10 protein-coding genes are annotated in these 13,346 nt (G+C 60.7%); 6 read left to right on the forward strand and 4 right to left on the reverse strand.

Translation table 11 applies throughout. The features are described from left to right. The first annotated feature begins 6 nt into the window (after positions 1-6). The 4 genes from EQW76_RS04440 to EQW76_RS04455 are packed head-to-tail and all read left to right on the forward strand — an operon-like array spanning position 7 to position 4,784. Entirely contained in the window at positions 7-939 is a 933-nt protein-coding gene (locus tag EQW76_RS04440; protein WP_142823222.1) for an alpha/beta hydrolase, read from the forward strand. Positions 940-955: 16 nt separating this feature from the next. Continuing rightward, positions 956-1,915, forward strand: coding sequence for a DMT family transporter (locus EQW76_RS04445; RefSeq protein ID WP_142823223.1), 960 nt, complete (start codon positions 956-958; stop codon positions 1,913-1,915). 17 nt (positions 1,916-1,932) lie between these two features. Then, on the forward strand, positions 1,933-3,135 hold the full coding sequence (locus tag EQW76_RS04450; protein WP_142823224.1) for a CaiB/BaiF CoA-transferase family protein: 1,203 nt from the start codon (positions 1,933-1,935) through the stop codon (positions 3,133-3,135). Beyond that, complete coding sequence (locus EQW76_RS04455; RefSeq protein WP_142823225.1) at positions 3,132-4,784, forward strand: thiamine pyrophosphate-binding protein; 1,653 nt, start codon at positions 3,132-3,134, stop codon at positions 4,782-4,784. Before EQW76_RS04450 ends, EQW76_RS04455 begins: the two co-directional genes overlap by 4 nt. A gap of 47 nt (positions 4,785-4,831) precedes the next feature. Here the strand turns inward: EQW76_RS04455 and EQW76_RS04460 are convergent, their stop codons facing one another. From EQW76_RS04460 to EQW76_RS04475, 4 genes are all read right to left on the reverse strand, one after another. Then, a complete protein-coding gene (locus tag EQW76_RS04460; RefSeq protein ID WP_142823226.1) occupies positions 4,832-6,556 on the reverse strand; it encodes a penicillin-binding protein 2 in 1,725 nt (574 codons plus the stop codon). Between the two features lie 194 nt (positions 6,557-6,750). Next, entirely contained in the window at positions 6,751-7,095 is a 345-nt protein-coding gene (locus EQW76_RS04465) for a RidA family protein (RefSeq protein WP_111223016.1), read from the reverse strand. Between the two features lie 82 nt (positions 7,096-7,177). Beyond that, on the reverse strand, positions 7,178-7,516 hold the full coding sequence (locus EQW76_RS04470) for a sulfur transferase domain-containing protein (RefSeq protein ID WP_142823227.1): 339 nt from the start codon (positions 7,514-7,516) through the stop codon (positions 7,178-7,180). A 91-nt stretch (positions 7,517-7,607) separates the two neighbouring features. Next, complete coding sequence (locus EQW76_RS04475) at positions 7,608-8,456, reverse strand: DUF4432 family protein (protein ID WP_142823228.1); 849 nt, start codon at positions 8,454-8,456, stop codon at positions 7,608-7,610. A 249-nt stretch (positions 8,457-8,705) separates the two neighbouring features. On the opposite strand from EQW76_RS04475, the gene EQW76_RS04480 reads away from it, so the two are divergent. Both EQW76_RS04480 and EQW76_RS04485 read left to right on the forward strand, forming a co-directional pair. Then, positions 8,706-10,127 carry a L,D-transpeptidase gene (locus EQW76_RS04480; RefSeq protein WP_142823229.1) on the forward strand — a complete coding sequence of 474 codons (1,422 nt, stop codon included), beginning with the start codon at positions 8,706-8,708 and terminating at the stop codon, positions 10,125-10,127. 645 nt (positions 10,128-10,772) lie between these two features. After that, a complete protein-coding gene (locus tag EQW76_RS04485) occupies positions 10,773-13,202 on the forward strand; it encodes an ATP-binding protein (RefSeq protein WP_244616922.1) in 2,430 nt (809 codons plus the stop codon). The last annotated feature ends 144 nt before the right edge of the window (positions 13,203-13,346 follow it).

Genomic DNA, 13,346 nt, shown 5'->3' on the forward strand with positions numbered 1-13,346 from the left:
GATCCCATGTTTCAAGAGATAAGACGGCACCAGAGCCCGACGGGCGCGGCACTTGCCTACCGTCATCAGCCCGCATCGGGCACGCCGCGCGGCATCCTTCTCGTGCTGCACGGGCTTGCCGAGCATTCCGGCCGCTACGGTCGCTTTGCCGAGGCGATGGCGGGCAACGGTTATCACGTCTACGCGCACGACCACCGTGGGCATGGCCGCACGAAAGCACCGGATGCGCCGCTTGGCCAGTTCGCCCGCAGCGATGGCGTGGTGTGCGTCATCGCGGACGTCATGGCGATGAGGTCGCTGGCCTCGGCTGACCACCCCGGCCTGCCTGTTGTCCTCTTCGGTCATTCCATGGGCGGACTGATCAGCCTTTCCGCCGCCATCGCCCATCCCGCAGACTTCGATGCCGTCGCAGTGTGGAACTCGAACTTTCATCCCGGCCTCGCCGGACGGGCTGGACAGCTGATCCTCGGCATCGAGCGCATGCTTAAAGGCTCGGATGTCCCGAGCGCCCTGCTACCGCGACTGACGTTCGGCGCCTGGGGGCAGTCCATCCCCGATCACCGGACGCCGTTCGATTGGTTGTCGACGGATGCGGCCGAGGTCGATGCATATATCGCCGACCCGCTCTCCGGCTTCGATGCCTGTGTATCGCTCTGGCGCGACTTGCTGGCCATGAGTTTTGCCGCACCTAGGCGACGCCACCTCGCCCGGCTACCTCCCACACTCCCAATCCACCTGGTTGCTGGCGCGCAGGATCCGGCGACGGATTACGGTAAAGCCATAACCTGGCTGGCAAACCGTTTGAAAGGATTCGACTTTTCGAATATCACAACGGAAATCTATAGCGAAATGCGGCACGAGACCCTGCATGAGGTCGATGCCAACAGGGCCACGGCGAACTTTGCCGCGTGGTGCGAACGCGTCTTGCCAAAGCCCTGACGCCGGAGGAATGTCGATGCAAAGCCCCAGCCATACGCTTGCCTCGCGGCATTCGTCGGAAATGACGATGGGCCTGACCCTGATGTTCGTGTCGGTCATGCTGTCGCCGATCGTCGACATCTTTTCCAAGCTGGCGGCTGTCACCATCCCGCCGGTCGAGGTCACAGCGGCACGCTTTCTTTTTCAATGCCTGTTCGCTCTGCCGATGATCGTCTGGAAACGCAGTTGGATGCCTGGCACGTGGCGGCAGAGAAGAATTCACGCCCTGCGTGGCAGCCTGCTGGTGCTGTCGATGATCACCTTCGTGACGACGTTACAGGTGATGGAGGTTGCCGATGCCATCGCCATCTTCTTCGTCCAGCCGATCATCCTCACCGTTCTCAGCAGCATCTTCCTGAAGGAAACAGTGGGTTGGCGGCGTTACGCGGCCTGCGTCGTCGGATTCAGTGGCGCCTTGCTGATCATCCAACCCAGCTTCCAGCAACTCGGCTTCGTTGCCTTGCTCCCCGTTGTTACCGCGATCTGCGGCTCGATCTTCGTGCTTTTGACGCGCGTCCTGTCCCATAGCGAACCGGCCTCCTCGATGCAGCTGAACACCGGCCTCTGGGGATTGCTGTTCTCCATGATCCTGCTGGCAATCGGCAGCCTCGCCGGCAATGCCATCCTGTCGCCTGTCATGCCGGACGCCACTGCCGCACTCCATCTCCTCGGCGTCGGCGTGACAGCAGCCGTCTGCGGGATGCTGACACTTTATGCATACCGCGCCGTCCGGGCATCGACGCTCGCACCGCTGCAGTATTTCGAGATCATTTCGGCGACGATCTTCGGCTGGCTGGTGTTCGACAATTTCCCGAACATGCTGAAATGGGTTGGCATTCTCATCATCATCTGCTCCGGTCTCTACATCCTGTGGCGCGAGCGGCGGCTTGCATCCAAGCCGGTATCCGATACATCTCAATCGCTCCGCGCACCCTGATCGAAGATCTGCAAAACATGACCAACCGACCGATAAAAAAGCCACCGCTCGCAGGCATCCGCGTCATCGAACTCGCGCGCGTGCTGGCAGGACCTTGGGCAGGCCAGATGCTGGCCGATCTCGGTGCCGATGTCATCAAGGTGGAAAACCCGGATGGCGGCGACGACACGCGCCAATGGGGACCTCCGTTTGTCGAGGATACCCACGGAGCCAACCTTTCCGCCGCCTATTACCACTCGGCCAATCGCGGCAAGCGTTCCATCGTCGCCGATCTGCGCACGGCCGAGGGCCAGGATCTGGTTCGCCGGCTGGCCATGACGGCGGACGTGCTGATCGAGAATTTCAAACTCGGCGGCCTCGTCAAATACGGCCTCGACTACGAGAGCCTCCACAAGCTCAATCCAAAACTGGTCTATTGCTCGATCACCGGCTTTGGCCAGACCGGTCCCTATGCCAATCTCGCCGGCTACGACTACATCGTCCAGGGCATGTCCGGCTTCATGTCGATCACCGGCGAGACAGACGGCCAGCCGATGAAGGCCGGCGTCGCCATCGCCGACATTTTCACCGGGATCTATGCTGTCTCGGCCATCGAGGCGGCCCTGATCCATGCCCTCAAATCCGGTGAAGGGCAACTGGTCGACATGGCGCTGCTCGACGTCCAGGCGGCAGTGCTGGCGAACCAGAACATGAACTACCTGATATCAGGCAAGGCGCCGGAGCGGCTGGGCAATGCTCATCCCAACATCTCTCCCTACGAGGTGGTGCCCGTCGCCGACGGCTTCCTGATCCTCGCCATTGGCAACGATGGCCAGTTCCGTCGTCTTTGCGGCCTGCTCGGTATCGAGGCTATCATCGGCGACGAGCGCTTCGCCACCAACAAGGCCCGCATCGCCAACCGCATGGAAGTTCGCCAACTCGTCTCGACCGAGACGCTGAAATGGACCAAGGCCGCCCTGCTGCAGCGCTGCGAGCAGAATGGCGTGCCGGCTGGTCCCATTAATACCATCGAGGAAATGTTCGCCGACCCCCAGGTGGTGGCGCGCGGCCTGCGCATCGATCTCGACGATGCAGCCGGCAATGCCATTCCGGGCGTCCGCACGCCGGTCATTCTCTCCGAAACACCCCTACGCTACGAACGGCCGAGCCCGAGGCTCGGCGAACATCAGGACGAGGTGCTGGCGGAACTCGCTGCCCTCGAAGGAAAGGCAAGATCATGAAACGCACAGGCGGCCAGCTCATCGTCGAGGCTTTGAAAGCCAATGGCGTCAAGCGCATCTCCTGCGTTCCCGGCGAAAGCTTCCTGGCCGTGCTCGACGCGCTGCATGACAGCGACATCGACGTTCTCGTCTGCCGCCAGGAAGGCGGTGCTGCGATGATGGCCGATGCCTGGGGCCGGCTGACCGGCGAACCCGGCATTTGCATGGTGACACGCGGCCCGGGCGCTACGAATGCTTCTGCCGGCCTCCATATCGCCCGCCAGGACTCCATCCCGATGATCCTCTTCATCGGCCAGGTGCAGCGCGATGCCCGCGAACGCGAGGCATTTCAGGAAGTCGAATATCGCCGCGCCTTCACCGAGTTCGCCAAGTGGGTCGGCGAGATCGACGATGCCACCCGCATTCCGGAGTTCGTCACCCGCGCCTTTGCCGTCGCCACATCCGGACGCCCCGGCCCCGTCGTGTTGAGCCTGCCCGAAGACATGCTGCGCGACCTCGTCGAGGCGCCTGAGGCAAAGCCCTACATGCCGGTGGCAAGCCATCCCGGTAAAAGCCAGATCGACGAACTCCAGCACCGGCTGATGGCTGCGGAGCGGCCGATGGTCATCGTCGGCGGCACGCGCTGGAACGACGAAGCGGTGGCATCGCTCCGCACGTTCGCCGAACGCTTCCAGCTGCCGGTCGGCTGCTCGTTCCGCCGGCAGATGCTGTTCGACAATCTGCATCCCTCCTATGCCGGCGACGTCGGCATAGGCATCAACCCGGCGCTCGGCAAGGAGATCAGGGAGGCCGACCTCCTCATCCTCATCGGCGGCCGCTTTTCCGAAATGCCGTCCTCCGGCTATACGCTGATGGACATCCCCTACCCGGCGCAGGCGCTGGTGCACATCCATCCCGATCCGTCGGAACTCGGGCGCGTCTACCGGCCGGATCTCGCCATCTGCGCCAGCCCTGCCGATTTCGTCTCCGCTCTGGCGGATCTTCCTGCGCCGGCAACGCCCATCTGGGCAGAGCGCACCGCCCGGATGCATGCCGCCTACCGCACATGGTCCAAAACCCCTGAAACCAGCCCAGGCGATGTCCACATGGGCCGGATCATGGACTGGATCGAGGCGAACACGGCAGCCGATACCATTTTCACCAATGGCGCCGGCAACTATGCGACGTGGCTGCACCGCTTCCATCGCTTCCGCCAGTTCAACACCCAGGCAGCCCCCGCCTCTGGCTCGATGGGCTACGGCCTGCCGGCGGCGGTGGCTGCGAAGGCATTGTTTCCAGAGCGTGAAGTCATCTGCTTTGCAGGCGACGGCTGCTTCATGATGCACGGACAGGAATTTGCGACGGCGGTGCAATACGGCCTGCCGATCATCACGCTGGTAATCAACAACGGCATGTACGGCACGATCCGCATGCACCAGGAACGCGACTATCCCGGCCGTGTCAGCGGCACGAAGCTCACCAACCCCGACTTCGCGGCCTTCGCCCGGGCCTATGGCGGCCATGGCGAGACGGTGAAGACAACCGCCGAGTTTGCACCCGCCATCGTGCGCGCACGGGCAAGCGGCAAGCCCGCGATCATCGAGATCGTACTCGACCCGCAGGCAATCACGCCAACGCGGACGCTCAACGAGATTGCCGGCCTGAAGTAGCTGCAGGGCGGCCTGCCATCAGGCCGCCTCGTCGGAACAGGTGTAGATCAGTAGGATGCCAGTACGGCGCTGCCAAAGTTCGGTTGCACACCCAAAAGCGGTGCAGCTCTGGTGATAATATCGCGAACCATCGGCGCGGCATTGTTGGTGGCGAAGGTCAGCCCCTTTTCACCCGTGCGCGGCTCGTCGCAGAAGCTGAAAACCACGTATCGCGGATTGTCGATCGGGAATGCCCCCAGAAAGTCGTTGAAGCTGAGCACATGCGAGTACTTGCCGTTGATGACCTTGTTAGCGGTACCTGTCTTTCCGCCGACATGGTAGCCCGGCACGTCGGCGCTCTTGCCCGAACCCTGCTCGCCATTGAGCTTGAAAAGCGCCCGCAGCGTGTCGCTGGTGCTTGGCTTAACGACAACCTTGGCAATTGCGTCCGCCTCCGCCTGCGTGCGCGGCAAGAAAGTCGGCTCGATCAGCCGACCGCCATCCATCAAGGCAGCGCCGGCAACGGCCGTCTGTAGCGGCGTCGTAGCCACGCCATGACCGAACGCGACGGTAATGGAGTTGATCTTCTTCCAGACTTTCGGCTGACTTGGCATCTTCACTTCAGGAAGCTCGGTCTGCATCTTCGACAACAGTCCTAGTCGTGCAAGATACGCCCTCTGTGCGTCCATTCCGACAATTTCGATCATGCGTGCAGTGCCGATATTCGAAGAATACCGAAAAATCTCGGGAACCGTAAGCCAGCGACGGGGCACGTCGCGGTCGTCGTGGATCGTGAAGCCGGCGACATGCAGAGACTGGGAGGCATCGAATGTATCGGTCAGCTTGACGCTGCCAGTGTCCATCGCCATGGCCATCGAGAAGGTCTTGAAGGTCGACCCCATTTCGTTGGTACCGTTCGTCATCCGATTGAGCCAACCATCGGCCCCATTTGCATTCGGCGCGTTCGGGTCGAAGTCCGGTGCAGACGCCATGGCCAGCACTTCGCCCGTTTTGATGTCGAGAATGACCGCGCCGGCTGATTTGCTCTGGTACTTCGTCAATGCATCCACGACGACATCGTGAACGATATTCTGAACTCGGATGTCGATCGACAGCTTCACCGGTTCAAGCGGTTCGCTGCTGGCAAGACCCGCCGACGTCAGGTCGGAAAGGCCCTGGTTGTCGAGATATTTCTCCATGCCGGCAACGCCATGATTGTCGATATCGACATAGCCAAGCACATGCGCAGCGGTGCTGCCGCCCGGATAGAAGCGGCGGACTTCCGGGCGGAAGCCGATGGCGGGAAGTCCGAGGGCGAGGATTTCGCCCTGCTGCTTCGGTGTCAGCTGACGCTCCAGCCAGACGAAATGAGATCGCTTGTCTGACAGCTTGCGATAGGTTGATTTCCTGTCGAGATTGGGAAATATCTTCGTCAGCTTTTCGATGGTGTCATCGACGTCGACCATCTTGATCGGCTCGGCATACATCGAGAAAGTCCGGATGTCGGTTGCCAGCAGCGCGCCGTTGCGATCCTCGATATCGGGACGCGAGGCCATGGCCGGACCTGCGGGAATGTTCGTCGTGTCGGCCTGCGGCTGCATGCCGAGGAAGATCAGCTTCCCGAACACCACGCAGTAGACGACGCAGAGAGTACCCGCCAAAATGCCGAGCCGCGACTTGCTCTGCCGTGATTTGCGGACATTGCCCTTCTTGGAACCCTTGCCGCGGGGGGCGCCAAGACTAAGCCTTATCAGGCGATCGCTGCGAAGCGTAAGGGCGTGGATAAGAGACATCGTCCAACTTTTTAACAGGCACGGATGCGGTTGAAGACGGCAACCTTATAATCAGATTAACTTAGCGTTAAGGATATTAAGAAACCGTAAAGCCGGAGGCACCGCTGCGCTCACGGTTCCGTTACGACCGCCTATCCACAAAAAAGCCGGCGAGGATAAGGCACCCGCCGGCTTTCTTTGTACAATACCAATGATCAGCCGATTGCGGCTGTGACCGTGAACTCGACCTTGTATTTCGGCGCGGCAAGCTTTGCCTCGCTGGTGGCGCGGGCCGGCGTGTTGGCCGGATCGACCCAGGCCTCCCAGGCAGCGTTCATCTCGGCGAAATACGACATGTCCGACAGATAAATCAGCGTCTGCAGGATCTTGGACTTGTCGGTGCCGGCAGCCGCCAGCAGGCGGTCGACTTCGGCCAGCGCGTATTTGCACTGTTCGGTAACGGTTTCGCCCTCGCCGACCTGGCCAGCGAGATATACGGTGTTACCGTGGACGACTGCGCCGCTCATGCGGGCGCCGGGGTCGATGCGCTTGATGCTCATGTGGTTCTCCTGATGGTGGTCGAATTCTATGGTCGTGATGCCGCAGGGCGCGGCACCGGCAGGCATGTCCGCAGGGTGCGGATTACATGCGCATATGCTTGGTCTTTTCGTAGATCGCCGTCGAGCGCGCGCCGGAGCGGCAGTAGCCGAGCATCGGGCGCGGAAACTCGTCCAGCGCATCCATCATGCTGCTGACCGCCTCCTCGGTGACGCCCATCGGGCCGACCGGCACATGCGCGACGATGAAGCCGAGTTCCTCGGCGCGCGTCGCGATATCGTCGAACAACGGCTGATCCGGGCTTTCATGGTCGGGACGATGGCAGACGATCGACTCGAAGCCCATCGCCTTGATCTCGTCGAGATCGTCGACCGATATCTGACCTGTGACCGAGTATTGGTCGTCGATCTTGCGGATATCCATAGCACATTCCTCCTTGAGACCGGTCTTTGGGATCGGCTTTCTCTGAAACGGTAACGCTGATCTACGACGCGAGGCCGCGAGCGTCAACCGCTCAGCCGGCCTCGACAAAAGCAAAGCTGAGGCCGAAATTCCGCCCCTCGCTCGGCTGCAGAATATTGAACTCGCCGGCCTCTTCGAGCTCTGCGCGTGGCAGCCACCGGTGCGACACCGGTTCGATCCCGAGCACATCGGCGGGTGCCTTCTGATTGCGCCAGACCTGTAAAAACGGCAGTGTCCCGGCTGCAATCCGCACCCGCAGCGTCTTGCCGCCAATCGCCGCAATCGGCCCGAGGGACACCTCGGAAAACGCGCCGTCCGTTGCCGGCGCCGGCACGCAGAATATGCCGCCGAGTTCCTCTCCGAAAGCCCAGGGGAAACCACCGCCTTCCAGCATTTGCCCGGTCAGGCGCACCGCGTCGTCGAACCATTTTCCACCGATGTTCATGTGATACATCAGGAACACAGGCATCGGCTCGCTGCCGGTGTTGATCACCCAGTCATCGAGGAAAACCTCGCCCGTCGCCCCGTCGATCCTCCACAAGCGCTCAAGCCGCGCTGTGCCTCCTTCGGCCGTCACCACGTCGACATCGGCCCGGCATTCCGCATCGCCCTTGTCGAAGCGGGTCCAGAGCACCCGGGCAGGCGTTGCCGAAAAGGACCCGTGCAGCGGATAGGTCCGGCCGGCATGGGGGCCGTGCATGGGCTCGCGATGGCGGATATGGTCCGGACCGCAGGTGAACAGAAAACCCTCGACCGAATGGGATATGCGCGCATCGCCATCGTCCGGAACGGCCTTGCCGGGCGCAAGGTCGATGCCATCTACGACACAGGCGCCGATATCCATCACCGACGCTTCGTCCAGGCTCAGCTTCGGCCCGTTAGTAGCTGAAAATTCGATCATCCGCAGTACCCTCCCTTGCGCCGGCGCTGCCTGCCCGCCACCGCGCGTTATAACACTGTTAACCATACCGAACGTGGCCTGCATCACGAAATCAGGAGCCGGCAACCAATCCCGCAGCGCGGCGTTACGTCGATAACCACAACGTGACGAATTTTTATCTTTTATTCAGCATGCTGCCGAAATATTCCACACTCGTGTCAAGATTGAAGTGTGTGTGGCAACCGACGACCGATCGAGGACAGACCTAACGTGAACCGATTCTTCCAGACAGGCTTATCGCTGGCCGCCGTGCTTGCTGCTTCCGTCGCGACGCTCTCGCCCGTCGAGGCGCAGCAATACTACGGAGGCCAGAACAGTGACACGGTGCTGGTCGCACCCGATGGACGCATCCTTGAGCAGATCCCGGAACAGGGCGACGTCGTGATGACGCGCGACCGCCGCGGCAACCGCGTCCTCGTCGACCGCTACGGCACCGTCATCGCAACCGAAATGCGCGCCAGCACCTATTACCCCAAGGCTCCGAGCCGCGATGGATATGGCGGCAGCGACACGAACCGTTATGGCGATACCGAACTCAGCAGCAACCGCGGCTACGGCAACGATTACGGCAACGGCCAGCCAGACGATTTCTACGGCCAGCGGGAACCCGGCGCCGTCACCGGCGGCATTCCGGGCAGCGGCTCCATAGAACGGATACCTTTGGACAACCAGGGCATTCCGGATGCCCAGGGCAATGGCGGCGGAAATGGCGACTACGCGTCGCTCAACCCCGATGACGCCCCCGCAAGACCGAGAACGGCAGAGCCCGTCATCACCCTCAAAAACAAGTCGAAGATGGAGATCACCGCGCTTGAGGTGTTCCTCGATCGCAAGGGCATTTCACCCGGTGCCATCGACGGCCGGATCGGCGGCAACGTCACCAAGGCTATCTACGCCTACCAGCAAATGACCGGCCAGCAACTCGACCCGAACAACACCGACGCGATCCTCGAGGACCTTCGCAACTCCGGCGGCATGCCGATCGTCAACTACACGATCACGCCGGCAGACGCAGCCGGACCTTACGTCGCCGAAATTCCGGAAGACTATGCCAAGAAGGCAAGCCTGACGTCGCTCGGATACACCTCCACGACCGAAATGCTCGCCGAGCGCTTCCATATGGATGAGGGTTATCTGAAAGAGATCAACCCGGGTGTGGATTTCACCGTGCCGGGTTCAACGGTTAAGGTCGTCAACATCGGCCCGCCGAAGACCGGCGAAGTCGCCCGCATCGTCGCCGACAAGGCGCGCAAGCAGGTGTTCGCCTATGACGCCAGCGGCGCACTGATATCCGCCTATCCGGCATCGATCGGCTCGACCGACACCCCCTCGCCTTCGGGGACGGTCACCGTCGAGCGCGTCGCCTTCAATCCGGGCTACACCTACAATCCGAAGATCAATTTCAAGCAGGGCGCCAACGACAAGGTGCTGGACATTCCTCCAGGCCCCAACGGTCCGGTCGGTACTGTCTGGATGGCCCTATCGAAGCCGACATATGGTATCCATGGAACGCCAGAGCCTTCCAAGATCGGCAAGTCGCAGAGCCACGGCTGCGTGCGTCTGACGAACTGGGACGCAACGGAACTGGCAAAGATGGTCAAGCCCGGCACCGTCGTCGAATTCGTCGACTAGAAAAAATCAGACACGATAAAAAGCTGCCGGACATCCCTCCGGCAGCTTTGTTATTTCAAGAGCTCTGGTTTCAGGAGTAAGCACTGCCTTCCTCGCATATTGACCAAGCGCGATAGGCAGTTCCGAAATGAAAGTTTGATGGCGGCATTGCGCCAAGAGCTGCCATACTCAATTCAACTTTTGAAAGTCGGAAAAGGGGCAGGGAGGGGACTGGCGGCTTTGAACCAATTGAGGGCAATAGCAGACATCAATCGGCATTCGGCATTGCGGTGAACGGGGCATCGTTCGGGGTGTGTCCCGGAGTCAAACATAAAAGGGAAAATCAGCACACCGCCGGCATTGGGCCTGCGTTTTGTTGATAGCTACGAGTTTCGACACCCCATCGATTGTATGTTACGTGTGCTAGTATAGGTTGCGGGCTGCTGCCATTGTCGCAAAACACCTCTAAGTAAAGCTTTGATTATGCACCAAGCTGGCCCGCCGAAAACTGTGCTTCAAACGATACTGGATTGGTCGCAAGGGCGTCCATTGTGGCAGCGAGATGCACTGCGGCGTATTGTAACGGGTGGTACACTTGATGCTGCGGCCATCGACCAAGTTTTGGACCTCTGTAAGAAAGAGCACGGCGCGCCCGATATCTCACTGATGGCCGCAGCGCTGGAAGCGGTGCATTTGCCTGCGAACCCCGGTAACGGCGCAACCATCGCATTAGTCTCCCTCGGCGATGTCGTCGGCGTGAACCAATTGGCTCCGAGGCAGACCCTTACGTTCGAACAACAGGGCCTGACAGTTGTTTACGGACCAAACGGAGCCGGCAAATCGGGATATGGGCGAGTGTTGAAGCGTGCCTGCAGGGCACGCAAAGCCGGTGAAATTATGCCCGACGCATTTTCCTTAACGATCGGCGGCAAGGCCACGGCCAGTTTTACAATCTCGCAAGACGGCGTGCAGCAGTCTGTGCTGCCATGGGAGGACAACAAGAATCCTGATCCGGTGCTTTCTGCCGTTAGCGTGTTCGACCGCGAATGCGGCGCAGTCCACATCCAGGACAAGACAGAGGTTGCCTTCCGGCCGTTCGGGCTCGACATTCCCGACGACCTCGCGGCGGTCTGCACGCAGATCAAAGTGCTGCTACAGGCCGAAGAGACCCAGTTCAAGGCGCTCCGCGATCCCGTGTTCGAGATGCCTACTTGGCGGGCGACCACAGCCGTCGGGCGTATCATGTCCAATCTCAAGCACAATACCAAGCTGGAGCCGCTGGCGACCCTCGCAGTCATGACCGATGCCGAACGGGCACGGCTCCAGCAACTCACCGAAGACCTCGCCAAAAATCCGGTTGAGGCCGCCGCCGAGCAGCACCAGTTTGCCGATGGTATCGCGAGGGTCCTGCGCTATCTCAGAAAGGTTGAGGAATACTATTCCGACGACGCTATCAACACGCTGAAATCGCTTGCAGACGATGCCAGAACCAAACGGTTTGCCGCGACGATCGCCGCGGAAAACGCCTTCAAGGACGCCACCTTCCCCGGCGTCGGCGCGGAAGTATGGCGGGAGCTATGGGAGGCGGCGCGGCACTATTCTAAGCATGTTGAGCGACAGTTCCCGGCGGCGGAAGGTGAACACTGCATATTGTGCCATCAGCCGCTCAACGCCGAGGCCGGTGCGCGGCTGGGCGGCTTCGAGGGTTTCATCCGCGATGATACGGAAAAGCAGGCTGACGCGGCCGAGAAGGTCTATATGAATACACTCAAAGAGTTCCGGATGCGTAAACCGGATATTCGGCTAGTGGCGGACATACGCAGGCGGATTTCCATCCAGCGCGCTGATGTCGCCGCCGAGGTGCTGCGCTTTATGGCCACCGCCGATCTGCGTAGACTACAGTGTCTGCGAGACATCGAGCACAGCGTTGTCATGACACTGTCGCCGATGTCGGTGATCCCGGAAGCAGAGCTGCTGGCACTTGAAAGTGACACCCGTACCTATGCCGGCCAGTTAGAGGCGGCAGCCGATGTCGTAGGCCGTCAGATCCTGCAGGCCGAGCATGACGAGCTCGAAGACCGAGCTGCAGCTACCGCCCTTCACGCGGTCGCCACGAAGGAGGTCAAGCGGCTGGCAAAGCTCGAGCGCATTGCCAAGTGCCTGGGGCAGACCGCGACGACAACTATCACGAAACTTGGCAACGCACTTGCCGATGATATCATTACTCCCCGGATGCGTGATCGCTTCCAGAGAGAGATCATCAGGCTTGCGGCGGAAAAGGTGCGTGTTGAAGTGGTGCGTTCCGGCGGCCAGTACGGCTCGCCAAACTACCAAATCCGTCTGTTCGCAAATCCCAAGACCAAGGTGCATCTGGTGCTGAGTGAAGGCGAGCAAACCTGCGTAGCACTGGCGGCTTTCCTGACCGAGCTCGCGACAGCCACACACAAGTCCGCACTCATCTTCGACGACCCTGTGACATCGCTCGACCACCGCTGGCGCAAGAAGGTCGCGCAAAGGCTCGTGGAGGAGGCGAAGGAACGTCAAATTATTGTTTTCACCCACGACCTGGTGTTCGTGAACGATCTGAATGACAACGCCCGCGGCCAAGGCATTCCCGCCAAGCTTGCAAACCTTTCACGCGGCCCGGAAGGTACTGGTATCGTGGGCGATGGATTGCCGTGGGATCATGCTGGCGTCAAGGCGCGCTTGGACCGGCTCGAGAAAGACCAACGGGCTGCCAAGGCTCTTTATGATGCCAACGACGAGGACGGCTACCGCAGCTCCGGCGTCAGACTTTACGGTTTTCTGCGGGCCACGTGGGAGCGCGCGCTCGAGGAGATCGTTTTCGCAGGTGTGCTGATGCGGCACCGGGATTACATTGATACCAAGCATTTGAAGAAGGTCACCGCGCTTTTGGAGACGGATACGGAAGCGTTCCGAGCAGCGTTTAAGAAATGCAGCGACATCATCGAGGCGCATGATCCGTCGCGCGTTCGTAATGAGGAGCCACCGCCACCTTCGGAGATCTCGGACGATATTAAGGCCCTAAAGGACTGGGCCGACGCTCTTCGTATTCGGCAGAATGCAGTAGCATAGTCATTCTGAGGCCCGCGTAGGAAACATGGCGCGGCAGCGAGGCTATGCCCGCTCTCGGGCGCGTGCCACTACAACATCTACGACTGCCATGAAGGCGCGAGGCCGACGTTGGCTTAGCGCCTCCTCGATGGCTGCTTCGGGCCG

The organism is Rhizobium sp. rho-13.1 (genome assembly GCF_007000305.1).
GTDB classification, from domain to species: domain Bacteria; phylum Pseudomonadota; class Alphaproteobacteria; order Rhizobiales; family Rhizobiaceae; genus Rhizobium; species Rhizobium rhododendri.